Genomic DNA, 24883 nt, shown 5'->3' with positions numbered 1-24883 from the left:
TTTATCTGCAAAATAACGCAGCTTTCAGACCGGCTCCGGCCGGTCTGATGATAATAAAAATAGAAGGAAGCCAATTATGGGCATCACCAGACGCGATTTTCTTAATGGGGTGGCGATCACTATCGCCGCCGGGTTAACGCCGATGCAGATCCTGCGTGCATCGCCGCAAACCGCCAATCAAACCCTCTATTATCCACCGACGCTGACCGGGCTGCGCGGCAACCATCCCGGTTCGTTTGAGCATGCGCATCAACTGGGGCGTGACGGCAAGGCCTTTGATTTTGCCAGTATCCCGGCGACGGAAGAGTTCGATCTGGTGGTGGTCGGTGCCGGTATCAGCGGGCTGGCGGCCGCCTGCTTCTGGCAGCAAATGAAGGGGCCTCAGCAGCGTATTTTGCTGATTGATAACCATGACGACTTCGGTGGCCACGCCAAGCGCAATGAGTTCAGCAGTGAGAACGGCACCATCCTCGGCTATGGCGGCAGCGAGTCGCTGCAGTCGCCGCGTTCCAACTTCAGCCCGGTGGCGATGGGGCTGTTGCAAAAGCTGGGCGTCAGCATCGACAATCTGGAAAAGGCTTTCGATAAAACCTTTTACCCGGATCTGAATCTGAGCCGTGGCGTCTATTTCGATCGCAAAAACTTCGGCGTCGACAAAGTGGTGAGCGGGGATCCGGGTCGCATGGTGGCGGATGATATCCCCCATGACCGCCTCAACGGCCGTTCCTACGAAGCCTTTATCGGTGATTTCCCTCTGCCGGAAAGCGATCGTCAGGCGCTGATTGTGCTGCACACCGTGGATAAAGATTATCTGCCGGGGATGAGCCAGGAACAAAAAAGCGAATGGCTCGACAAGCACAGCTATACCGAATTCCTGCGTGACAAGGTTGGCCTGAGCGAAATGGCGATCCGCTATTTCCAACAAACCACCAGTGACTTCCAGGCGGTGGGTATTGATGCCACCTCTTGCAGCGATGCACGTATCTGCGATCTACCTGGCCTGAACGGTATGAACCTGCCGCCGCTGGATGAAGAGTCTCAGGCGGATCTCGACGATCCTTACGTGTTCCACTTCCCGGACGGCAACGCCACGCTGACGCGCTTAATGGTGCGCCATTTGATCCCGGCAGTCTCACCGGGTGGCAAAGACATGAATGACATCGTGCTGGCGAAGTTCGACTACAGCCAGCTCGACCGGGCGGAGTCACCGGTAAAACTGCGGTTGAACAGCACCGGGTTGCACGCGGCCAACGTCGGCGACAAGGTTGAGGTGACCTATATGACCGGCGAGAAAATGACCAAGGTGCGCGCCGAACAGGTAGTGATGGCCGGGTACAACATGATGATCCCGTATCTGGTGCCGGAAATGCCGGCTGAGCAGCAACAGGCGCTGAAGCAGAACGTCAAGTCGCCGCTGGTGTACAGCAAAGTGGTGATCCGCAACTGGCAGTCGTTTATTAAACTGGGCGTGCATGAGGTTTACTCGCCGACAGCGCCTTATTGCCGCGTGAAGCTGGATTATCCGGTGAGCATGGGCGGCTACCAGCATCCGCGCGATCCGAACCAGCCGATTGGCCTGCACATGGTGTATGTGCCGACGCTGGCGGGCAGTGGGCTGAGCCCGCGCGAACAGTCGCGCAAAGGTCGCGCCTTGCTGTTAGGGACGCCGTTTGAAGTGCATGAGCAGATGATCCGCGAACAGCTGCAGGGCATGCTCGGCTCCGCCGGTTTCGACCATCAGCGTGATATCGAGGCGATCACCGTTAACCGCTGGTCGCACGGCTATTCTTACTTCCTCAACGGACTGTTTGACGACGAGGACGAAGCGAAGAAAATCATTGCGACGGCACGCCAGCCGATCGGCAAAATTGTGATTGCCAACTCGGATTCAGACTGGAGCCCGTACGCCAACTCGGCGATCGACCAGGCATGGCGAGCGGTTAATGAACTGGCCTTCGGCCATGTTACCGCCAAGGAGGGAGCATGAGCATGCGTTCACTGTATTTACTGACCTTACTGGCGGTGGGCGGTTCGGCACAGGCGATGTCGGCTGGGGAATACGTGGCCAAAGCCGGTGACTGCACCGCCTGCCATACCGCACCGGGCGGCGCTTTGTTTGCCGGTGGCATGAAGTTCCCGACCCCATTGGGCAATATCTACGCTACCAACATTACGCCGGACAAGCAGCAGGGTATCGGTGCCTATTCTTTTGACGAGTTTGACCGTGCGATGCGCCAGGGGATTGCCAAAGATGGCCATCGATTGTATCCGGCGATGCCGTACACCTCATACGCCAAAATGAACGCGGAAGATATGCGCGCGTTGTACGACTATCTGATGAAGGAAGTCCCGGCGCAGAACACCGCCAATCGCGCCAGTGATATCAGTTGGCCGTTGTCGATGCGTTGGCCGCTGGCAATATGGAACCAACTGTTCCATGAGGATACGCCTTACCTGCCGGACGCGGGCCAGAGCGCTGAATGGAACCGTGGCGCCTATTTGGTGCAAGGGGCAGGGCACTGCGGCAGTTGCCACACGCCACGCGGTTGGGCGATGCAGGAGAAAGGGCTGGACAGCAAAGATCCAGCCTTCCTGAGCGGAGCCGAGCTGGACGGGTGGTACGCTTCAGGAATACGCGGGCTGCAGCAGGACGAAGTCGTGGCCTTGCTGAAAACCGGACGTAGCCAACATGCGGCGGTCGCAGGGCCGATGGGGGAGGTGGTTAGCCACAGTACGCAATATCTGACCGACGGTGATTTGAACGCCATTGCGACCTATCTGCACAGTCTGGCGGCAGAAAAACCGCCGGCGGAGAAACCCGTAGCCATGGCGGTCGACAACTGGCAAGCGGGGCAACGCACCTATGCCATGTACTGTTCAACCTGCCATGGCAATAAGGGCGAGGGCAGCGACAACACCATTCCGGCATTGGCCGGTAACGCAACGGTCACGGCGGAGAACCCGCTAACCGCGCTGCGCGTGGTGCTGGAAGGAGCACATACGCCAATCACCCAACATGCCACGGCGATCGCCATGCCGGGTTACGCCTGGACCTTGGGCGATCAACAGGCGGCCGATCTGATGAGTTATTTACGGGGAAGCTGGGGCAACCAGGCGACACCGGTCACGGCGCAGCAGGTAAAAGAGACGCGTAAGCTGGCGGAGAAATAACAATAATACTCGTCATACTTGAAGCTGCCTCCTTGTTGGCTGCCTGCGTTTACCCCAGTCACGTACTATTTGTACGCTCCTGGGGATGCACTTAGTTGCCGTCGCGATGCAACTCCAATTATTTAGAGTATAGGGCGAGGGCGCGGCACCAGGCCGCGCCCCTTTCAATTACATCACCTTATGTGGGCCGAAGCATTCGTAGTGGATACGATCGGCGCTGACGCCCATCTCCAGCAACTGTTTTCCTACGTGTTGCATAAAGGGCAGCGGCCCACAGAAGTAGTAATGCATCTGCGGCGTACTGAGCGTTTCGCGCAGGGCACTGAGGTTCATCAGGCCACGGCTCTGGTAGTCGCGGCCTTCCACATCATTGGCACCCGGTTGGTTGTACCACACGTGACGGCTCAGATTCGGCATGCGGCCGGCAATATCCGCCACTTCATCGGCAAAGGCGTGAACGCTGCCGTTTTCCGCTGCGTGCAGCCAGTGTACGTCCGCAGGATGCTGGTTATCGTGCAGGGTGTTGAGCATGCCGAGCATTGGCGTCTGGCCGACACCGGCGGAAATCAGTGCCACCGGGGTTTCTGGCTGCGCTTCGAGGAAGAAATCCCCGTGCGGCGGAGCGAGATAAATCACGTCGCCTTCTTTGGCTTGCTGGTGAAGGAAGTTCGATACCTTGCCCTGATCTTCACGTTTTACCGCAATGCGGTAGTACTCGCCATTAGGTGAGGTGGTCAGTGAGTATTGGCGAATCTCCTGGTTTTCCATGCTGTCGTGCTTGATGTAGACCGCCAGGTATTGACCCGGTTTGAAGTCGATCACTTTGCCACCGTCAACCGGTGCCAACACGAAGCTGCAAATCACCTCGCTCTGTGGCTGTTTTTTGACGATGCGGAATGCACGCAGGTCACGCCAGCCACCGTCGGCGGTTTCACTGGCCTGATAAATCTGGCTTTCGCGCTGGATAAACACATCCGCCAATACGCCGTAAGCTTTGCCCCAGGCATCCAGCACTTCCTGACCCGGGCTGAACATTTCGTCCAATGTGGCCAGCAGATGACCGCCAACAATTTGGTATTGATCCGGTTGAATATTCAGGCTGGTGTGTTTGTTGGCAATACGCTCTACGGCAGGCAGCAATGCCGCCAGATTTTCGATATTCGCGGCGTAGGCACAGATCGCGTCGAACAGCGCCTGGCGCTGATCGCCATTGCTCTGGTTGTTCATATTGAACACGTCTTTTAACTCTGGATTGTGTTCGAACATGCGATCGTAGAAATGGGCAGTCAGTTTCGGCCCGGTAGCGGCCAGCAAAGGAATGGTAGATTTTACGGTGGCGATGGTTTGGCTATCCAGCATGGCAGCGCTCCTTGGTCGATCATTATTGGAATATTCAAATGATGCATTTAAAATGCATCTTTAAGTTTTAACGCATCCTAACGGTTTCTGCCCTGGCTGTAAATACCCTTGTTTTTGTTACGGGGTTGTTAAGCGACGATCTCGCTCACAGAACATGAAAAAACCGCATGCTCAGTATGAGTAAAAGTCCATTGTCGAATGGGGTGTTCTATCGGATCAAAGCCTTGCTGCGTCTAATGCCAATCGTTTGCGTAAAAACCTCTGTCAAGACCTATCCTCAGTGGGGCGAAACAGTTTACACTGTGGGCCAGAACCCAACCGGGTGGTTATTTGGTGATTTTTTAGTTAGCCGATTTAAGTCAGGAGAAGCCGGATGTTAAAGCGTGAAATGAACATTGCTGATTACGATGCCGAACTGTGGCGTGCAATGGAGCAAGAAGTGGTGCGCCAGGAAGAGCACATTGAGCTGATTGCATCTGAGAACTACACCAGCCCACGCGTGATGCAGGCTCAGGGTTCCCAGTTGACCAACAAATACGCTGAAGGTTATCCAGGGAAGCGTTATTACGGCGGCTGCGAATATGTGGATATCGTTGAGCAACTGGCGATCGACCGTGCCAAAGAGCTGTTCGGTGCAGATTACGCCAACGTACAGCCGCACTCCGGCTCCCAGGCGAACTTCGCTGTTTATACCGCGCTGCTGCAGCCGGGCGATACCATTCTGGGGATGAACCTGGCGCACGGCGGCCACCTGACCCACGGTTCTCCGGTTAACCTGTCTGGCAAACTGTATAACGTGGTGCCTTACGGCATCGACGAAAAAGGCCAAATCGACTATGAAGATCTGGCTAAACAGGCACAGACTCATAAACCAAAAATGATCATCGGCGGCTTCTCTGCCTTCTCCGGTATCGTTGATTGGGCAAAAATGCGCGAAATCGCCGACAGCATCGGCGCTTACCTGTTCGTTGACATGGCGCACGTGGCGGGTCTGATCGCCGCCGGCGTTTATCCGAACCCGGTCCCTCACGCACATATCGTGACCACCACCACCCACAAAACCCTGGCAGGTCCGCGCGGCGGCCTGATCCTGGCGAAAGGCGGTGATGAAGATCTGTATAAAAAGCTGAACTCCGCCGTGTTCCCAGGCGGCCAGGGCGGCCCGCTAATGCACGTGATCGCCGGTAAAGCGGTGGCGCTGAAAGAAGCCATGGAGCCTGAGTTCAAAATTTACCAGCAGCAAGTGGCCGATAACGCCAAAGCTATGGTGGAAGTGGTTCTGCAACGCGGCTATAAAGTGGTTTCCGGCGGCACCCATAACCATCTGTTCCTGCTGGATCTGGTTGATAAGAACCTGACCGGTAAAGAAGCTGATGCTGCCCTGGGGCGCGCCAACATCACCGTGAACAAAAACAGCGTGCCAAACGATCCCAAGAGCCCGTTCGTCACCTCCGGTGTACGTATCGGTACTCCGGCAGTGACCCGTCGCGGCTTCAAAGAAGCTGATGTGCGTGAACTGGCCGGCTGGATCTGCGACGTGTTGGACAACATCAACGATGAAGCCACCATTGAACGCACCAAGAAGAAAGTTCTGGATATCTGCGCCCGTCTGCCGGTTTACGCATAATTTCCATTACGGGTAAAAAACGCTGAGGCGTCAGGCCGGTCACTTGGGTGACCGGCTTTTTTTTATCTGTTAGTGACGGTAATGGCCTTGTTGATAAGCCATAACCGAAAGTTAATTAAAGTCCGCTATATTATTCAGCTGGTGGTGTTAGAAGTATTACTGGCCTGGCTGTTCCTTCGTTCTGATATTGGCAGCGGATTTACCGCACTGACCTCTACGGTGTTTAACGGCTTGATGCTGTTTGTCGGTGAAGGCACTGATTTTTTTATTCGGCGGAATGCGAGCGTAAGGGTTGGCATTTTTCTTTCTCATTGTGTTATGCCCGATTTTTTTATTTCTGCGTTGTTCGGTATTATTCATAACGTCAATTTATTGCCAATAATTATATGGGGGAGGGTATTATCCAAAGACAATGGCATGGGCAGGCTGGCGTCTTTTAATGCCGTCAGCGCATTATTGCTGGGGCTGTCAGAGAACGTTATCGTTTATAAATACGTGTGTTGGGTTCACTAGCCGCCTCTCCATAATCAGGGTTGCGGCAAGCTGTGCCCTGATTATGGCGCTAAACTGTGAACTGCCTAGCAGTCTACTCCCTCGATGGTGAATGCACATTGCTAGCCAGTGTGAGCTCTGTCAAAGTATCGCCCTCACACCGGAGGGATCATGGTTCTGCAATCTACGCGTTGGCTAGCTCTCAGTTATTTCACCTACTTCTTTTCTTACGGCATCTTCTTACCCTTTTGGGGCGTTTGGTTAAAAGGTGAGGGCATACCGCCTGAAACCATCGGTATTCTGCTCGGCGCCGGTCTGGTTGCGCGCTTCCTCGGTAGTTTGTTGATTGCTCCCCGGGTAAAAGATCCCGCTCATCTGGTGACGGCATTGCGCCTGTTAGCGTTGCTGACGCTGGCGTTTGCCATCGGGTTCTGTTTCGGCAACGGCTGGGGCTGGCTGATGCTGGTGATCGCAGGCTTTAACCTGTTCTTTTCGCCGCTGGTCCCGTTGACCGATGCATTGGCCGGCACCTGGCAAAAGCAAATCACCATGGATTACGGCCGGGTCAGGTTATGGGGCTCGCTGGCATTTGTTATTGGTTCGGCGCTGACCGGGCAGATGGTTTCTGTCTGGGGCCATAACGCTATCCTCTACAGCCTGATAGTCAGCATACTGGCGATGCTGTTGGGCATGATGCTGAAACCGAGCGTGATGCCGCAGGGGGAAGCGCGCACTCACAGCGAAACCGAGCGTTCTCTGTGGGCGATGCTTAAGGAGGGGCCAGTCTGGCGCTTCCTGCTATGCGTAACGCTGTTGCAGGGCGCGCATGCCGGTTATTACAGTTTCGGTTCTATCTACTGGCAGGAGGCGGGCTACTCGGCTTCGACCATTGGTTACTTGTGGTCGCTGGGTGTGGTGGCAGAAGTGATTATTTTTGCCAGCAGTAATTTCCTGTTTCGTCGCTGGAATGCGCGTAATCTGCTGCTGCTTTCTGCCTGCTGCGGGATTCTGCGCTGGAGCCTGATGGCCAGTAGCACCGAGTTGGGGTGGCTGCTGGTGATCCAAATTCTGCACTGTGGCACCTTTACCGTTTGCCACCTGGCCGCGATGCGTTTTATTGCCGCACGCAAGGGGCCGGAAGTGATCCGGCTGCAGGCGGTTTATTCGGCGCTGGCGATGGGCGGCGGCATTGCGATTATGACGGTGATCGCCGGTTTCCTGTTCGAACATCTGCAAGGTGGGGTGTTCTGGGTGATGGCGGCAGTGGTGTTGCCGGTGTTGTTTATCCGGCCGCCGGCCGTTATGGTCAGCAGCAACCGTTAAGAGGTTTCCAGCAGCGCACGGATAACTTTGCGTTGCTGGCGCGCTAAGGGTAATTCGGTATAAATCAGCGGCGGCTGCGGCTCGGCATGCTCTGTGGCATAAGGGGTGATCACCAAGGTGACGCCCTGCGGCGCGCCAGAATGCAGATAATCGCGCAGCGGCAAATACTTGATATTCAGTGGCAGCAGCGTTAATTCGCGGATCTGATATTCCACTTCCTCTTCCAACTGCGGGTTGTCCAGCGTCAGCAATAACACCTGCTTTTCCTGCAACGCATTACCCTGCATCAACCAGGCACCGAAACTGATGGCGACCAGCCCGGCTTCCTCGCTGGAGAAATGAATACCGTATTCCTGTTCGAGCGGGGCCAAAGCCTCCTGAGCGGTACGCATCAGGCGCGGATACTTGCGTTCAACCTCCTCCAGCAGCGTGTTATCGATACCAATCTCAAAGCGACAGCGTTCTACCGCGGGGGCCAGATGGGCGAACAGCTGGCTGATCAAATCCTCCTTACTGCTGAAAGTCATGCCGGAAATCTGTTGGAAGCGCTCGACCATATTTTCAATCGCCGCCATCAATCGCAGATCTTCTGCTGAGTCACTGCTGTGATAGCTGTGATTTTTCAGCATGGTAAACATCAGCACCAAAAAATCGCTTTCACTGGTTTCGGGGGGCAGGGCAAATAGCTGATTCAATGATTGATGCAGCAAGCCGGTCGCCTGATGTTCCGGTTTCTGATGCAGCCAGTCGCGTTGTGCGGGGCTGAATGTTGGGTGCCGCTGGCGTTGGTTTTCCCATGCGCAGTAGCGCAGGTAATGCTGCAGGAACTGGCGATCGCGTTGATCAAAGCTTCGGTTGATCTGCGCTTCGTACTCGCTGATGCACTGTTCCAGCTGTGGTGTCAGGTCGGTGCTTTGCCCCAGAGCTTGTTGCAACCAGCGGGAAAAATGTTGATCGATAAATTCCGGGCTACAGCGCAGGGCTCTGCGCAGCCAATGGAGCAGGCAGAGGCGTTGATTGAGTGCGCTGCCCCTGATCCGGTAACCCTCGTCGGGGTTACCGTCGATCTCCAGATGGTGGAAACGCTGGATTTCACTGGCAACCTCGGCTATATCTTGCCGGGTAACCGGGGGGGGAACGCCATTAATTTGGCTGATAGTCTCCAGTTGTACTGCGGGCACCGGCGCATACAACATCAATAACAGATGGCAGCGTCGTTGTTGACCGGAGAGCTCAGGCACGGGGGCAGTGTCCAGGCTCATATCACCTTCGGGCAGGTAACGTTTAAATTATGAATAAGCATAGCAAAAGGTGATGCGCGGCGCGGCAACGGCACCCGGTTTTACTTCGGCTTACAACTTTCGTCACAAATATTGGGCGGGATCGCGGCGGTTGAAGAACCATTTATGTTACTTTATAACAATAATGAGTATCGTTTGATGATGAAGTTACGCTTTGTTTTGGCCGGTTTTTTTATGCTATTGAGCGCCGGCGCTGTTGCTCACCCGCACAGCTTTATTGATATGAACACCACCTTTGTGGCGAAGGATCAACATCTGGTTGGCTTGAAAATGGTTTGGGTTATGGATGAAATCACCTCGGCAGATCTGCTGTACGATGCGGAAAATGCCAAAAACGACTCGGAAGTGTGGAAAAAGCTGGCGGCGCAAGTGATGGCCAATGTTCTGGGGCAGCACTATTTCACGGATGTCTATCGTGACGGCAAGCCAGTGAAATACCTGAATCTGCCAACGGAATACCACCTGTCACGCCAGGGGCATCAGGCGGTACTGGAGTTTGTACTGCCACTGGCAGAGCCGCAGCCGCTGGCAGGTAAGCCGTTTGAGATCGCCACCTACGATCCCACCTATTTTGTCGATATGACTTATAAAGATAAAACGGCACTGCATCTGCCGCCGGAGATGGCTTCGCAGTGCAAATTCAAACTGATGACGCCCAAACCGGACTCCTCTTTACAGGCTTATGCATTGTCCCTCGATAAAAACGATTCACCCGGCGAAGATATGGCGCTGGGACAACAGTTCGCCCAGCGGGTTAGCTTGCAATGTCAATAAATCTCAGCCAGCACCGGGCGCGTAAGCGACACTGGGCTTTCAGCCTGTGGCCGCTGCTGCTGTTTGCAGCGTTGCTGATGCTGGGCGCACAGCTGGCGTGGCACTATTGGCCGCAATTACTGATGCAAAGCGTGGTGTGGCAGAGAGGGCTGCACCTGCAGCTGGCGGGTCTGTTGCAGCAGGTAAAAGCGGCACCGCAACAGGCCGGACTGGCGCTGATGTTGTTCAGCCTGAGTTATGGCGTGCTGCACGCCCTTGGCCCCGGCCACGGTAAAGTGGTGATTGCCACCTACCTGGCCACCCATCCGGCGCGGTTGAAAAGCAGCCTGAAACTGACCTTTGCCGCGTCGTTGGTGCAGGGAGTGGTGGCAATCGCGCTGGTGACGTTGATGCTGGTGGTACTGCAACTGTCGTCTCGGCAACTGCACCAGAGCAGTTTCTGGCTGGAGAAAGGCAGTTTTATTCTGGTGATGCTGCTCGGGGTGTTGCTGAGCTGGCGAGCGCTGAAGCGTTTGTATTATGCGGTGAAGGCTATGCGTCCATCTCCGGCGCTACGTATTAACAGCCTGCAACCGCTGCCGGCGGATCACGTTCATAGTGAGCATTGCGGCTGTGGTCATCGTCATATGCCGAGCGACAGCGAACTGCAGGCCGGCAGCGACTGGCGTACGCAGACCGCCATCGTGTTGGCGATGGGAATGCGGCCCTGCTCGGGCGCAATACTGGTGTTGTTGTTTTCCAAGGTGATTGGCGTGTTTATCTGGGGCGTTTTCTCGGCGTTGGCCATGGCGCTGGGCACCTCAGTGACCATCTCCTTGTTGGCCTTATTGGTGCATTACAGTCGCCGATTGGCGGTACGTCTCAGCCAATCACGCGCACCTGCGGCCTGGAGCGCAGTCGCCTGGGGTTCTCTGGCGCTGGCCGGTGGCCTGATTCTGCTGTTCGCCGGCTTGTTATTGTATCTCAGCGCCCAGTCGGAGTTTATCGGCGGCATCCGGCCTTTCTCCCGCTGACAGGCATAAAAAAAGCGCTGCAATAAATTGCAGCGCTTTTTCTTTATTCATTCGCTTCGCGATATTAACGCTTCAGCGCTTCACTCAGTTCTTCACGCATGGTGGAAAGCATGGCTTTAACTACGCGCGGGTTGCCGGCTACCACGTTGCCGGAACTGAAGTGGTTGTGGCCGCCAACAAAGTCGGTCACCAGGCCGCCGGATTCACGCACCAGCAGTTCACCTGCGGCGAAATCCCATGGCTTCAGGCCAATTTCGAAGAAACCGTCAACGCGGCCGGCGGCCACATAGGCCAGATCCAGCGCGGCAGAACCGGTACGACGGAAGTCGGCACACTGAGTGAACAGTTTGCCAACCACATTAATGTATGGCGTTGCGTGCTGCTTGACCTTGAACGGGAAGCCGGTCGCCAGAATGGTGCCATCGAGATCTTTGGCATTGGTGCCGCGCAGACGGTAACCGTTGAGCTGTGCGCCCTGGCCGCGAGTAGCGGTGAACAGTTCGTTACGCATTGGATCGTAAACCACAGCCACTTCAGTACGGCCTTTAATGCGTACGGCGATGGAAACTGAGAAGTGTGGGAAACGTTTGATGAAGTTTGATGTGCCATCCAGTGGATCGATCACCCATTGTACGTCTTTATCTTCGCCGACCAACTCGCCGCGTTCTTCGGTAACAATAGTATGTTGCGGATAGGACTTGCGAATGACGTCGATGATCAGATGCTCTGCATCACGATCGACGTTAGTGACAAAGTCATTGGTCCCTTTCTGGCTCGCTTCTACAGCGTCCGGGGTTTCGTAGTTTTTGGCAATCAGGTTACCGGCCTTGCGCGCAGCGCGCACGGCGATCGTCAGCATCGGATGCATGGGTATCTTCCAACTAGGATGTTAAAGAACAGGAAACGGCGCGAAGTATAGCAGGTGTTCGGCAAAATGCCTACGGCTGTGTTAAGCTGCTGTGATTTTCCGCTACGCTCAGAGTTTGTATGCTGCATAACATCCGCATTGTTCTGGTAGAAACCTCTCATACCGGTAACATGGGCTCGACCGCCAGAGCCATGAAAACCATGGGATTAACCAACCTTTATCTGGTTAATCCGCTGATAAAACCTGATTCTCAGGCGATCGCCCTGGCCGCTGGTGCCAGCGACGTGATCGGCAACGCCACTATTGTCGACACTTTGGATGACGCCATTGCCGGCTGCAGTCTGGTCGTGGGCACCAGTGCGCGTTCACGAACCTTGCCGTGGCCGATGCTGGAACCGCGTGAATGCGGCGTACGCGCCGTGCACGAAGGTGAACATGCTCCGGTAGCGCTGGTGTTCGGCCGTGAACGTGTCGGCCTGACCAATGATGAGCTGCAAAAGTGCCATTATCATGTCGCCATCCCTGCCAACCCGGATTATAGCTCGTTGAATCTGGCGATGGCGGTGCAAATTCTGGCGTATGAAGTGCGTGTAGCTTACCTCGATCGTCAACAGGTAGGTGCACCGCAACTGGAAGAGACGCCGTATCCTTTGGTGGATGACCTGGAACGTTTCTATCAGCATCTGGAACAAACGCTGCAGCATAGTGGCTTTATCCGCCCCTCTCATCCGGGGCAGGTCATGAGCCGTTTGCGTCGTTTATTCACCCGTGCGCGGCCGGAAGCTCAAGAGCTGAATATCCTGCGCGGTATGCTGACGTCGATCGAGAAACAGGACAAACATCAAGGTAATTAATTTGATGTGAAATGACGGCTTGCGGTAATAGTATTAGTTATCTAAAGGTTATAACGTGTATTTTATATGCATATTATCTGGCTTAGTCCAAAACGTGCTAATACTTGAGTAAATTACTAGGTTAAATAGTTGACTGATTTACTCAGGAATGTCAGACTTTCGGCCATGTTTGACCAACAGGTAACCACTTAGCTATGAGACTGACATCCAAAGGCCGTTATGCCGTAACCGCTATGCTTGACGTGGCATTGCACTCCCAGGAAGGGCCCGTTCCTCTGGCGGATATTTCTGAGCGCCAGGGTATCTCGCTCTCTTATCTGGAACAATTATTCTCCCGTCTGCGTAAGAATGGCCTGGTGGCCAGCGTACGTGGACCGGGCGGTGGTTATCTGCTGGGCAAAGACGCGAGTGAGATTGCCGTAGGTGCAGTCATTACTGCTGTCGATGAATCGGTAGATGCAACCCGTTGCCAGGGTAAAGAAGGCTGTCAGGGTGGCGATCGCTGCCTGACCCATACCCTGTGGCGCGATCTGAGCGAGCGCATCAGCGGGTTCCTGAACAACATTACGCTGGCTGAACTGGTGAACAACCAGGACGTGCTGGTGGTGGCGGACCGTCAAAACAACGATACCCGTCGCACGGCCAACGGTCGTCCGCAAGAAACTATCAACGTTAATCTGCGCGCATAAGCAGCTGGCGATATTTTTTTAGTTTTTGGAAGTGATGTACGGAGCACAAGAGCAATGAAATTACCGATTTATCTGGATTACTCAGCAACGACGCCGGTTGATCCGCGCGTTGCTGAGAAAATGATGCAATTTTTGACTCTGGACGGGACTTTTGGTAACCCGGCTTCCCGTTCCCACCGTTTCGGTTGGCAGGCGGAAGAAGCGGTAGATATCGCCCGTAACCAAATTGCTGAACTGGTTGGCGCTGACCCGCGCGAAATCGTGTTCACTTCCGGAGCCACCGAATCCGACAACCTGGCGATCAAGGGCGCTGCCAATTTCTATCAAAAGAAAGGCAAGCACATCATCACCAGCAAAACCGAACACAAAGCCGTGCTGGACACCTGTCGACAGCTCGAGCGTGAAGGCTTTGAAGTGACCTATCTGGCACCTCAGAGCAACGGTATTATCAGCCTGCAGGCCCTCGAAGCCGCGATGCGTGAAGACACCATTCTGGTTTCGATCATGCACGTGAACAACGAAATCGGCGTGGTGCAGGATATCGAAGCTATCGGCGAAATGTGTCGTGCGCGCGGTATTATTTATCACGTTGATGCTACCCAGAGCGTGGGCAAACTGCCTATCGACCTGAGCAAGCTGAAAGTTGATCTGATGTCATTCTCCGGCCACAAAATTTATGGCCCGAAAGGCATTGGTGCACTGTACGTGCGTCGTAAGCCACGTATCCGTATCGAAGCCCAGATCCACGGCGGTGGCCATGAGCGCGGCATGCGTTCCGGTACTCTGCCTGTCCATCAGATCGCCGGTATGGGCGAAGCCTACCGTATCGCCAAAGAAGAAATGGCGTCGGAAATGGCTCGTCTGCGTACGCTGCGCGATCGTCTGTGGAACGGCGTGAAAGATATGGAAGAAGTGTATCTGAACGGCTCGCTGGAGAACGGGGTGCCTAACATCCTGAACGTCAGCTTCAACTATGTTGAAGGCGAGTCGCTGATCATGGCGCTGAAAGACCTGGCCGTATCCTCGGGTTCTGCCTGTACCTCCGCCAGCCTTGAGCCATCTTACGTGCTGCGCGCGTTGGGCATGACTGACGAATTGGCACATAGCTCGATCCGTTTCTCTCTGGGGCGTTTCACCACAGAAGAAGAGATCGATTACACCATTCAACTGGTGCGTAAATCCATCGGCCGTCTGCGTGACTTGTCTCCACTGTGGGACATGTTCAAGCAGGGCGTGGATATCAATAGCATCGAATGGGCACATCATTAATTCTCAGGATTCAGGAGCAAGGTCATGGCTTACAGCGAAAAAGTAATCGATCACTATGAAAACCCGCGTAACGTGGGTTCTTTCGACAACGAAGATCCTAGCGTTGGCAGCGGCATGGTGGGTGCACCGGCCTGTGGCGACGTGATGAAGTTGCAGATCAAAGTCAACAATGAAGGTATCATTGAAGACGCCCGTTTCAAGACTTACGGCTGCGGTTCCGCCATCGCCTCCAGTTCGCTGGTGACCGAATGGATGAAAGGCAAGTCTCTTGATCAGGCCGAAGCGATCAAAAACACCCAGATCGCCGAAGAACTGGAATTACCGCCGGTAAAAATTCACTGCTCGATCCTGGCCGAAGACGCCATTAAAGCAGCGATTGCCGACTACAAGAGCAAACATAGCGCCAAGTAATTATTTCTGAGTCATTTAGCCCGGCCTTGGTTGGGCTTTGAAGTGTGAGGTTGTGATGTCAATTACCATGAGCGACAGCGCTGCACAGCGCGTTCAGGCATTTATGAATAACCGTGGCAAAGGCCTTGGCCTGCGTCTGGGGGTGAGAACCTCTGGCTGCTCCGGGATGGCGTACGTGCTGGAATTTGTTGACGATATGAACGATGACGACATCGTTTTTGAAAACAAAGGCGTTAAGGTGATCATTGACGGCAAGAGCCTGGTCTACCTTGACGGCACCGAGCTTGATTTCGTTAAGGAAGGCCTGAACGAAGGCTTCAAGTTCAACAACCCCAATGTCTCAAGCGAGTGTGGCTGCGGCGAAAGTTTCAACGTCTGACAGTCCATCGAGCTCCCCCGCCAGGCGCGGGGGAACTTCATCCGATAACGCCCAGAGCACGCTATGGATTACTTTACTTTATTCGGGCTGCCAGTTCGCTATCCCGTGGACGGCAGCCTGCTTGCCTCTCGCTATCAGGATCTGCAGCGCCAATTCCATCCCGATCGTTTTGCAAGTCAGCCAGAACGCGAACGCCTGATGGCGTTGCAACAGGCAGCGACTATCAATGAAGCCTACCAAACGCTAAAGCACCCACTAAAACGCGCGGAGTATATGCTATCTTTGCACGGTTTTGATTTGGGCAACGAGCAGCACACTATGCGTGATACCGCGTTCCTGATGGAACAGTTGGAACTGCGCGAAGAGCTCGACGCCATTGAGCGCAAAGCAGATGCAGAAACCCAGTTGGCCAGCTTTGGCGCACGGGTGAACGAGACGGTCAAACAACGCAGCGCTCTGATGATTCAGCAACTCGATAGCCAGCAGTGGATTGATGCCGCTGACACCGTGCGTAAGCTGCGCTTTTTGGACAAACTCCAGCAACAGGTTGAACAACTCGAAGAAAAACTGCTGGGTTTTGAGTAACACATTTTTGATTGTGGAAGCTTCAATATGGCCTTATTACAAATTAGTGAGCCTGGCCTCAGCGCTGCGCCGCACCAGCGCCGTTTGGCTGCCGGTATTGATTTAGGCACCACCAATTCTCTGGTCGCCACGGTGCGCAGCGGGCAGGCGGAAACGCTGGCCGATGCCGAGGGCCGCGATTTACTGCCTTCGGTAGTGCATTACCAGGCTGACACTCTGCGTGTCGGTTGGGATGCGCGCCGGCAGGCAGCAGAGGATCCCGCCAATACCATCAGCTCAGTCAAACGCATGATGGGCCGTTCATTGGCCGACGTACTTGCGCGTTACCCGAATCTGCCGTATCAGTTTCAGGCCAGTGATAACGGCTTGCCGATGATGCTGACCGCTGCCGGTGCTGTTAACCCGGTAGGGGTTTCTGCCGATATCCTCAGAGCCCTTGCCGAGCGGGCGAAAACCGCACTGGAAGGGGATCTCGACGGTGTAGTGATCACCGTTCCTGCTTATTTTGATGATGCACAACGCCAGGGCACCAAAGACGCTGCGCGTCTGGCCGGGCTGCACGTGCTGCGTCTGCTGAACGAACCGACGGCGGCGGCGATTGCCTATGGCCTGGACTCCGGGCAGGAAGGCATTATCGCGGTGTACGATCTGGGCGGCGGTACCTTTGATATTTCCATTCTGCGGCTGAGCCGTGGGGTGTTTGAAGTGTTGGCCACCGGCGGGGATTCCGCGCTGGGGGGCGACGACTTTGACCATCTGCTGGCCGACTGGTTGCGTGAACAGGCCGGTGTGGCTGACCGTAGCGACCACGGTGTACAGCGCCAACTGCTGGATGCGGCCATTGCGGCCAAAATCGCACTGAGCGCTGCCGACAGTACCGTCGTTGAAATTGCCGGCTGGCAAGGCGAAGTGACCCGGGCACAGTTTGATGCGCTGATCGCCACTCTGGTGAAACGTACCCTGATGGCCTGCCGCCGCGCGCTGAAAGACGCGGGTGTGAGTGCCGAAGAAGTGCTGGAAGTGGTCATGGTTGGCGGCTCCACCCGCGTGCCTCTGGTACGTGAGCAGGTTGGCACGTTCTTCGGCCGCACGCCGTTAACTTCGATCGATCCGGATAAAGTGGTCGCTATTGGCGCTGCGATCCAGGCGGACATTTTGGTGGGCAACAAGCCTGATAGCGACATGCTGCTGCTGGATGTGATCCCACTTTCGCTCGGTCTGGAAACCATGGGCGGTTTGGTAGAGAAAGTGATCCCGCGTAACACCACCATTCCGGTGGCGCGTGCGCAGGAGTTCACTACGTTTAAAGACGGCCAAAGCGCGATGATGATCCATGTGCTGCAGGGCGAGCGCGAATTGGTGCAGGATTGCCGCTCGCTGGCGCGTTTCTCGCTGCGTGGCTTACCGCCTCTGCCTGCCGGCGGCGCACATATTCGCGTTACCTTCCAGGTGGATGCCGATGGCTTGTTGAGCGTCACTGCGATGGAGAAATCCACCGGTGTTGAGGCTTCCATTCAGGTTAAACCGTCGTATGGTCTGTCCGACGCCGAAATTGCCGGCATGATCAAAGATTCGATGGCCAATGCGCAGAGCGATGTCGGCGCACGCATGCTGGCGGAACAGCGGGTTGAGGCGTCACGGGTGCTGGAAAGCCTGCAGGGCGCACTGGCCAGCGACGCCGCATTGCTGAGCGAAGCAGAAAGCACGGCGATCCCCGCAGCGGTAGAAGCTTTGCAACAGGCGACGCAGGGCACCGATCCTGCCGCTATCGAAGCCGCAATTAAAACATTAGATGCACAAACGCAAGATTTTGCCGCGCGCCGTATGGATGCTTCCATTCGCCGTGCGCTGGCTGGCCATTCTGTGGATGAGGTTTAATCATGCCTAAAATTGTTTTCCTGCCCCATCAAGATTTATGCCCGGAGGGGGCAGTACTGGAAGCCGAACACGGGGAGTCAATCCTCAACGTTGCGCTGCGCAACGGTATCGAGATTGAGCATGCCTGTGAGAAATCCTGCGCCTGCACCACCTGTCACTGCATCGTGCGCGAAGGTTTCGACTCTCTCGAAGAGAGCAGCGAACTGGAGGACGACATGCTGGACAAGGCTTGGGGTCTGGAGCCGGAAAGCCGTCTGAGCTGCCAGGCACTGGTGGCCGACGAAGATTTGGTGGTTGAAATGCCGCGTTATACCGTCAACCACGCGCGTGAAGGGTAAGAGGACAATAGAAATGGGACTGAAGTGGACCGACAGCCGTGAAATCGGCGAAGCCCTGTACGACCAATACCCGGATACCGATCCGAAAACCGTACGTTTTACCGACATGCATCAGTGGATTTGCGATCTGGAAGATTTTGACGACGATCCACAGGCTTCCAACGAAAAAATACTGGAAGCTGTTCTGCTGGTCTGGTTAGATGAAGCGGAGTAAATAGCGTAACGGGCTGCCATAGGCGGCCCGTTTATTTTGTATCCGACACGATTAATAAAAGAATAATCCGGAGTAAGAAGGCTATGACAACTGAATTTATGCTGGTAACGCTGTCGAACCAACCTGCTGACGCTCGCTGGGGCGAGAAAGCGCTACTGAGCACCGGTGCAGAAGGGATGACTATCCACCTGACCGGCAAAGATAAACTGGGTAGCATTCAACGTGCGGCCCGTAAGATTGACGGCCAGGGCATCAAGAATGTGAAACTGGCCGGTGACGGCTGGGATTTGGAAAACAGCTGGGCATTCTGGCAGGGGTTCCGTGGGCCGAAAGGCAAACGCAACGTCGAATGGGCACAGTTGCCGGCAGCGGAAAGCAAAGAGCTGGAACAGCGCCTGAAGATTGTTGACTGGGTGCGTGACACCATCAACATGTCGGCGGAAGAGTTGGGGCCGGAGCAACTGGCTACCCGCGCGGTTGATCTGATGTGTGACATCGGTTGTGAAGCTGTCAGCTACCGTATCACCAAGGGTGAAGATCTGCGTGAGCAAAACTACGCCGGTATTCACACCGTGGGCCGTGGGTCGGATCGTTCGCCAGTGCTGTTGGCACTGGATTTCAACCCGACCGGTAACCCGGAAGCGCCGGTGTTTGCCTGCCTGGTGGGCAAAGGTATCACCTTTGACACCGGTGGCTACAGCCTGAAACAAAGCGCCTTTATGGACTCCATGAAGGCGGATATGGGCGGTGCAGCCACCATTACCGGCGCACTGGCGCTGGCGGCGGCACGCGGCCTGAAACAGCGTGTGAAGCTGTACCTGTGCTGTGCTGATAACATGGTCAGCGGCAATGCTTTCAAATTGGGCGACATCATCCGTTACCGCAACGGCAAAACCGTTGAGGTGATGAATACCGATGCGGAAGGGCGTCTGGTGTTGGCTGATGGCCTGATCGATGCGTCCGCGCAGAACCCTCAGTTGATCATCGACTGCGCCACTCTGACCGGCGCGGCGAAAACGGCGGTGGGTAACGACTACCATGCGCTGTTCAGCTTCGATGACGCTCTGGCGCAAGAGCTGCTGACCAGTGCGGCTGCTGAGCAAGAGCCATTCTGGCGTCTGCCGCTGGCTGAATTCCACCGCAGCCAACTGCCGTCCAACTTTGCCGAACTGAACAACGTAGCCGGTCCGGCCTACACGGCGGGTGCCAGCACCGCGGCTGCCTTCCTGTCGCATTTTGTGACTAACTACCAGCAGGGCTGGCTGCACATTGACTGTTCCGCTACTTACCGCAAAGGTGCAGTAGATCAATGGTCCGCTGGCGCAACCGGTTTGGGGGTACGTGCCCTGGCCAACCTGCTGCTGAGCAAAGCCAAATAATTGAATGCCCACCAAGGTGGGCGTTAGAATGTCGTTTATCCTCGGGGCCCAGCATGCTGGGCCCCGTTATTTGATTGCTGGAGTTTGTCATGAGTTCTCACCATCACGAAGCCGCCGCAGGCGAAAACGAACTTGAACGCCTGTTGAAACTGGCGGTGACGGAGCCGGCCCATCGTCCGGCATTCTTCCGTGAACTGCTTGAGGCTACGGTGTTGATCCTTGGTGACAGCGAGCAGGTGCAACTCGGCGGAGACATCACGCTCAACGCTGACACACCGGTGAATATCCAGCATTGGGAAAAGCAGGAAGGCGGCAGTATCATCCCGTTTTTCACCTCGGTGGAAGCGCTGCAAAAAGCCGTTGAGGATGAACAGCCCTTCATCGCCATGCCGGCACGAGTCTTATTCGAGATTACGCAGGGTGCGGATCTGTTCCTCAACCCGAAGGCCGAGTACGGCAAAGAGTTTTATCCTGAAGAGGTGGCTATGCTGCTGGCCACCGGCGGCGTAAGCAAACCGGCAGAACGCTATATCGACAAGGATACCCAGATCCTGTTGGGCCAGCCGGAAGAATATCCATCGGCGATGGTCGATGCCTTGACCACATTGTTCAGCCAGCGCAAGCCGGTCCGCCGCGCGTTTCTGGCATTGATGCACGATCAGGCGGTCGACGAAAAACCCAATCTGTTGGTCGGGTTGGAAGTCGACGGCGAACAAGGTGATGTCGAGGCGCTGATCAATGAAGCAGGCAGCGTGGCCAGCGAAACCGCGCCTAACGACGAACCGGTGGATTTTTGCCTGGTATCGGAAAAGGAACGCGGCGTCAGCCATTACCTGATCACCCATACCCAACCCTTCTACCAGCGCCGCTGGGGCAGTTGGTTGCGCAATATCATTCCTTCAACCGATAAAACCCAGTAATTCTGTTGTTGCCGTTGTTCTCTGTATCAAGGCAAAAGAGAGCGGCCAGCCTCGAAAGGCTGGCCGGATACAACAATGTTACACAACCCACTGTCAATCCTGGTAAAAAAAGTTTCGCCAGATATCGTTCAAAAAAAGACCCCGTTTGGGGCCTTTCATTCGCCTGTTTTTGCGGTTCAGGGTTTTAACCGGGCGAGCCCCGCGATGGCCTGTTCAAGATATTGACGAGGGCAGCCGAGGTTGATGCGAATAAAGCCTTTTCCCTGCTCGCCAAAACTGATGCCCATCGAGGCGGCAATCTTTGACTGGTGGATCAATGCCTGCTGTAGGGCGTTATCATCCAGGCCTAAAGCGCGACAATCCAGCCAGGCAAGGTAGGTTCCCTCGGCTGGGGTCATTTTGCACCAGGGCGCGGTACAGGCTAATGCCTGCTCAAACCAACGCCGGTTGTCGGCCAGATAACCTTGTAAATCATCAAGCCAGGCTTCCCCCTGTTGATAAGCCGCCGTTGCGGCAGTCATCGAGAGCGCATTAAAGACATCCAACCCATGGGCATTGAGGCGTTCGATGAACGCATTGCGGGTGCCAGCATTGGGGATCAGGAAATTGGAGATCCGCAGCGACGACAAGCCAAAACTCTTGCTGGCCGAGGTCGCCGAAATCAGCTGGTCATGCCAGGCTTCATCCAGATGCAGCACCGAGGTAAAGGTTTCGCCGGGCAACGTCAGGTCAGCCCAGATTTCATCGGAAATCACCGTCACGCCATGACGGCTGCATAGCTTCATCAATTGTGTCAGTTCGCTGCGGGTCCAGCATCGCCCGGTGGGGTTATGTGGATTACACAGCAGCAGCAACGGGGGTTTACGCTGCTCAAAGCAGGCTTCCAGATGCTCGAAATCAAATTGATAGCCCTGCGCGCTTTTCTTCAACGGATTTTCGAGGACTTCTCGGCCGTTCATGGTGATGATCTTGGCGAAAGAACCATAGTAAGGCCCTTGGATCACTACCGGATCGCCAGGCTGGCTGAGCAGTTGGATCAGCATCGCCAGGCCGGGTACCACACCTTCTATTGAGGTGAACCATTCACGCTGCAGCGGCAAATTATGCCTGCGCAAAAACCAATCCATCGCCGCCTGATAATACGGGTCATCACGCTCGCTGTAGCCAAATATGCCGTGATCCACACGCTCATGCAGTGCCTGCCGGACTTCCGCTGGGCACTGGAAGTCAAAATCAGAGACCCACATCGGCAAAAGGTCGGTTTCATCGAGTTGCAGATAGCGCTCGATAAAGTCCCATTTCACCGAGCCGGTATGATGGCGGTCGACTATCTGATTAAAATTGGTCTGTTTCACGTCAGGCTTCCTTACGCTGTAAATCGTTCTGTGGCTGTATTTTGGCAATCCCGAAACCGGTAAACCCATAAATCAGGGCGAAGACCACGGCGGCGTAGCATTGGATGGCCCACGGCAGTAAATCCAGCGTGCTGACCCCCAGAGTGGTTGCCATATAGATGCCTGCGGCGGTCCAGGGGATCAAAGGTTCGATGACGGTGCCCGCATCTTCTACGGTCCGCGACAGGTTTTTATTGTCTAACCCCATGCGGCGATAAGCGCCTTTAAACAGCTCGGCAGGAATGAGCAACGCCAGCTTGCCGTCGCTGGTGGCACCGGTCACCAGAATGGTGGTCGCGACCGTCGCGGCAATCAATTGGCCGGTGGTATGAACCACTTTCAGCAAGCGGTTGATGATAACGGTCAGCGCGCCGGTCAGCGTTAAGGCTCCGGCAAAGGAAAACGCGCAAAATACCAGCAGGATAGTGCTCATCATCGAGAACATGCCGCCGCGGTTGAGCAGGCGCGGAACATCGAGGGCGATGCCGGCAATGTTGTGTCCCTGAGCTGTGAACATTGAAAGGTTAAAGCCGTCCATCAATGCATTTAAGCCTTGCTGCAGGTTGAACCCCTGCAGGAATACGCCAATGAATATGGCCAGGGTACAGGCTGCCAGCATGACGGGGATCACCGGTCGCTTGGTGACGGCCCCCCACAGCACCAGTACCGGCGGAAGGATCAGCAGCAGGTTAAAGTGATACATACCTTCCAGTGCGGTCACGATCTCGGTGACCTTTTCCGGCGTGGCTACGCTGCCGACGGCGCTGGTGTGCCCGGCAATCAGATACACCACCGCGGCTAAAACGAAGCTCGGTATTGTGGTGTACATCAGGTGCTGGATATGGCTGTAGAGATCGGTATCCGCGACGATGGCGGCGAAGTTGGTGGAGTCAGACAACGGAGAGATTTTGTCGCCAAAGTAGGCGCCGGAAACCACGGCCCCGGCGGCGGCGGCCAGGGGAACATCCAGACCAGCGGCGACGCCCATCAGTGCGACACCCACGGTGCCTGCCGCGCCCCAGGAGGTGCCAGTACAAACAGAGATCACGCTGGTGATAAAGAATGCGGCGATCAGGATATATTGCGGACTGATCAGTTTTAAGCCCCAGTAAACCATGTAAGGAATGGTGCCGCTGAACATCCAGGTGCCGATCAACCCGCCGACGCAGATCAGTATCATGATCACCGGCATTGCCTTGGCCAGTTTGGCGACGATGGAGTCGATAATATCGTTCCAGCGGTAACCTTGCCACCAGGCCAGTGCGGCGGCAATGGCGGCTGAGACCAGCAGCAACGGTTCGATCCGCAGCCCAAACTGGCCGTAGCCGACGATGAGCAGCAATAGCATCGCCACAATGGGCAGCATCGCCAGTCCCAGGTTGAGTTTCTTTTTGTTATTCATTAACAACTCCGGTTAAGGATGAGGGTGTGACGCCAGCCTAATGAATTTGTTTTAAATGAGGTGTGAGCGCGGGCAACCGTCCATGTAATCGGTTTCATGTGTAGGCGTTATGTGCGCCGCCTCTCATTTTTCAGGCTTGTTTTCTTGATTTGAGGGGTTTTTCTCGAGGGAGGCGACCGAGTCTCGCAGGATCAATTCAGCGGAAAACATATTATTCTGCGGTGCCACAGTGGCAGCAGAGTTCAGCTGCAGCGCCAAATTAGCCGCGCGACGTGCCATTTTCTCAACCGGATAATGTACGGTAGTCAATGCCGGGTGGAGATATTTTGCCAGGGCCACGTCATCAAAGCCGACAATCGAGATATCCTCCGGCAGTTTTATCTGCCGCTGGCGAAAGGTTCGCATCATCCCGGCGGCCATCACGTCATTGAACGTCAGTGCGGCGGTAAAAGGGTGGTCGCTTGCCAGGATCCTTTCTGCCGCTAATTCGCCCCCTTGCTCATTGAAGGGAACGCTGATGATCCAGCTACCCGGCACCGAGATCCCGGCATCATTCATGGCACGGCGATAGCCTTCCAGACGCTGTTTTCTGTCATCGATGGGTAAGTCTGTCGTGATACAGGCGATATTCCGGTGCCCGTGCCGAATCAGCATCTGGGTGGCGGCCTGAGAGGCGCTGACGTTGTCCAGCCAGATACAGCGGTTGGCGATGGTAGGCAAATAGCGATTGATCACCACCATCGCCGGGGTATGGGCGGCGTAGCGTGATACGTCGGCATCGCTCATCCGGGTCACGTGTGCCACGATGGCTTCGCAGCCCTGATTGATCAGAAAATCGAGGCCGTTCTTCTCCAGCTCGGCCTGATGGCCGCCGCTGCAGACCATTAATTTTACGCCGCCTTTGCGCGTGACATCTTCGACTCCCCGTGCCAGACGCGAGAAAAAAGGGTCGTCGAGATTACCGGTCAACAGCCCCAGCATATTGCCGCTTCTTTTCGCCAGAGCCAGCGCGGCGGCATTGCGGTGATAGTTAAACTCGCGCATGGCTTTTTCAACCCGTTCACGGGTGACCGGCTCCACATAGGCGGTACTGTTGATCACCCGGCTGACGGTGGCCGTCGACACGCCTGCCCGTCGGGCAACATCTTTCATTGTGGCCATATCATTTCCTGCCTCAGGCTTGGGTGACCCTTTCTGTTGAAGGGAAAAAATTGAGCTGGGTCTGATGCTAACAGCGCTGCTA

23 protein-coding genes and 1 pseudogene are annotated in these 24883 nt (G+C 55.3%); 18 read left to right on the top strand and 6 right to left on the bottom strand.

Annotation, left to right across the window (positions count from 1 at the left end; genetic code table 11):
* The first annotated feature begins 76 nt into the window (after positions 1-76).
* Both OCH02_RS15210 and OCH02_RS15205 read left to right on the top strand, forming a co-directional pair.
* Positions 77-1987, top strand: coding sequence for an NAD(P)-binding protein (locus tag OCH02_RS15210; protein ID WP_261431944.1), 1911 nt, complete (start codon positions 77-79; stop codon positions 1985-1987).
* A complete protein-coding gene (locus tag OCH02_RS15205; protein ID WP_261431943.1) occupies positions 1984-3171 on the top strand; it encodes a cytochrome c in 1188 nt (395 codons plus the stop codon). Before OCH02_RS15210 ends, OCH02_RS15205 begins: the two co-directional genes overlap by 4 nt.
* Positions 3172-3339: 168 nt before the next feature.
* Here OCH02_RS15205 and hmpA read toward each other — a convergent pair whose 3' ends face one another.
* Positions 3340-4530, bottom strand: coding sequence for an NO-inducible flavohemoprotein (gene hmpA / locus OCH02_RS15200; RefSeq protein ID WP_261431942.1), 1191 nt, complete (start codon positions 4528-4530; stop codon positions 3340-3342).
* A gap of 373 nt (positions 4531-4903) precedes the next feature.
* Between hmpA and glyA the strand changes: the two genes are divergently transcribed.
* The 3 genes and pseudogenes from glyA (at position 4904) to OCH02_RS15185 (ending at position 7972) form a co-directional block, all read left to right on the top strand.
* A complete protein-coding gene (gene glyA, locus OCH02_RS15195) occupies positions 4904-6157 on the top strand; it encodes a serine hydroxymethyltransferase (RefSeq protein ID WP_099062681.1) in 1254 nt (417 codons plus the stop codon).
* Between the two features lie 66 nt (positions 6158-6223).
* A pseudogene (locus OCH02_RS15190) lies at positions 6224-6649 on the top strand (Na+ dependent nucleoside transporter N-terminal domain-containing protein); the annotation flags it as partial.
* 171 nt (positions 6650-6820) lie between these two features.
* Positions 6821-7972 (top strand): 3-phenylpropionate MFS transporter, encoded by a 1152-nt coding sequence (locus tag OCH02_RS15185; protein ID WP_261431940.1) that lies wholly within the window; start codon positions 6821-6823, stop codon positions 7970-7972.
* Here OCH02_RS15185 and csiE read toward each other — a convergent pair.
* The gene (csiE, locus tag OCH02_RS15180; RefSeq protein ID WP_261431939.1) at positions 7969-9234 is read right to left on the bottom strand and encodes a stationary phase inducible protein CsiE; all 1266 of its coding nucleotides are present in this window, start codon (positions 9232-9234) and stop codon (positions 7969-7971) included. The genes OCH02_RS15185 and csiE overlap by 4 nt on opposite strands.
* A 144-nt stretch (positions 9235-9378) precedes the next feature.
* On the opposite strand from csiE, the gene OCH02_RS15175 reads away from it, so the two are divergent.
* Positions 9379-10047, top strand: a complete 669-nt coding sequence (locus OCH02_RS15175) for a DUF1007 family protein (protein WP_261431938.1) — start codon at positions 9379-9381, stop codon at positions 10045-10047.
* Entirely contained in the window at positions 10038-11060 is a 1023-nt protein-coding gene (locus OCH02_RS15170; RefSeq protein WP_261431937.1) for a nickel/cobalt transporter, read from the top strand. The genes OCH02_RS15175 and OCH02_RS15170 overlap by 10 nt, the downstream gene beginning before the upstream one ends.
* 64 nt (positions 11061-11124) lie before the next feature.
* Here OCH02_RS15170 and suhB read toward each other — a convergent pair whose 3' ends face one another.
* The gene (gene suhB, locus OCH02_RS15165) at positions 11125-11928 is read right to left on the bottom strand and encodes an inositol-1-monophosphatase (protein WP_012146337.1); all 804 of its coding nucleotides are present in this window, start codon (positions 11926-11928) and stop codon (positions 11125-11127) included.
* A 119-nt stretch (positions 11929-12047) separates the two neighbouring features.
* On the opposite strand from suhB, the gene trmJ reads away from it, so the two are divergent.
* The 11 genes from trmJ to sseB all read left to right on the top strand — a co-directional run bounded on the left by trmJ (position 12048) and on the right by sseB (position 20844).
* Positions 12048-12782, top strand: coding sequence for a tRNA (cytosine(32)/uridine(32)-2'-O)-methyltransferase TrmJ (trmJ, locus tag OCH02_RS15160; protein ID WP_261431936.1), 735 nt, complete (start codon positions 12048-12050; stop codon positions 12780-12782).
* A 194-nt stretch (positions 12783-12976) separates the two neighbouring features.
* Complete coding sequence (gene iscR, locus OCH02_RS15155; RefSeq protein WP_012146335.1) at positions 12977-13471, top strand: Fe-S cluster assembly transcriptional regulator IscR; 495 nt, start codon at positions 12977-12979, stop codon at positions 13469-13471.
* 54 nt (positions 13472-13525) lie between these two features.
* The gene (locus tag OCH02_RS15150) at positions 13526-14740 is read left to right on the top strand and encodes an IscS subfamily cysteine desulfurase (protein WP_012146334.1); all 1215 of its coding nucleotides are present in this window, start codon (positions 13526-13528) and stop codon (positions 14738-14740) included.
* 24 nt (positions 14741-14764) lie between these two features.
* A complete protein-coding gene (gene iscU / locus OCH02_RS15145) occupies positions 14765-15151 on the top strand; it encodes a Fe-S cluster assembly scaffold IscU (protein WP_012146333.1) in 387 nt (128 codons plus the stop codon).
* A gap of 55 nt (positions 15152-15206) precedes the next feature.
* Entirely contained in the window at positions 15207-15530 is a 324-nt protein-coding gene (gene iscA / locus OCH02_RS15140) for an iron-sulfur cluster assembly protein IscA (protein WP_012146332.1), read from the top strand.
* Between the two features lie 63 nt (positions 15531-15593).
* Positions 15594-16115, top strand: a complete 522-nt coding sequence (gene hscB / locus OCH02_RS15135; RefSeq protein ID WP_261431935.1) for a co-chaperone HscB — start codon at positions 15594-15596, stop codon at positions 16113-16115.
* Between the two features lie 27 nt (positions 16116-16142).
* Entirely contained in the window at positions 16143-17993 is a 1851-nt protein-coding gene (gene hscA, locus OCH02_RS15130; RefSeq protein WP_261431934.1) for a Fe-S protein assembly chaperone HscA, read from the top strand.
* A gap of 2 nt (positions 17994-17995) precedes the next feature.
* Entirely contained in the window at positions 17996-18331 is a 336-nt protein-coding gene (fdx, locus tag OCH02_RS15125; protein WP_085118276.1) for an ISC system 2Fe-2S type ferredoxin, read from the top strand.
* Between the two features lie 13 nt (positions 18332-18344).
* Positions 18345-18545: a Fe-S cluster assembly protein IscX gene (gene iscX / locus OCH02_RS15120; protein WP_012146329.1), complete on the top strand. Its 201-nt coding sequence runs from the start codon at positions 18345-18347 to the stop codon at positions 18543-18545.
* Positions 18546-18628: 83 nt separating this feature from the next.
* Positions 18629-19924 (top strand): aminopeptidase PepB, encoded by a 1296-nt coding sequence (pepB, locus tag OCH02_RS15115; RefSeq protein ID WP_261431933.1) that lies wholly within the window; start codon positions 18629-18631, stop codon positions 19922-19924.
* A gap of 89 nt (positions 19925-20013) precedes the next feature.
* On the top strand, positions 20014-20844 hold the full coding sequence (gene sseB / locus OCH02_RS15110; RefSeq protein WP_261431932.1) for an enhanced serine sensitivity protein SseB: 831 nt from the start codon (positions 20014-20016) through the stop codon (positions 20842-20844).
* Between the two features lie 176 nt (positions 20845-21020).
* On the opposite strand, the gene OCH02_RS15105 is transcribed toward sseB, so the two are convergent.
* The 3 genes from OCH02_RS15105 to OCH02_RS15095 form a co-directional block, all read right to left on the bottom strand.
* Positions 21021-22199, bottom strand: a complete 1179-nt coding sequence (locus tag OCH02_RS15105; RefSeq protein WP_261431931.1) for a MalY/PatB family protein — start codon at positions 22197-22199, stop codon at positions 21021-21023.
* A 1-nt stretch (position 22200) separates the two neighbouring features.
* Complete coding sequence (nhaC, locus tag OCH02_RS15100) at positions 22201-23640, bottom strand: Na+/H+ antiporter NhaC (protein WP_261431930.1); 1440 nt, start codon at positions 23638-23640, stop codon at positions 22201-22203.
* Positions 23641-23763: 123 nt separating this feature from the next.
* Positions 23764-24801, bottom strand: coding sequence for a LacI family DNA-binding transcriptional regulator (locus OCH02_RS15095; protein ID WP_261431929.1), 1038 nt, complete (start codon positions 24799-24801; stop codon positions 23764-23766).
* Between the last annotated feature and the right edge of the window lie 82 nt (positions 24802-24883).

This window comes from Serratia quinivorans (assembly GCF_946227985.1).
Taxonomy (GTDB): domain Bacteria; phylum Pseudomonadota; class Gammaproteobacteria; order Enterobacterales; family Enterobacteriaceae; genus Serratia; species Serratia quinivorans_A.
Note: the sequence above shows the minus strand (reverse complement) of the source record. Positions and strands in the feature narration are given on the sequence as shown.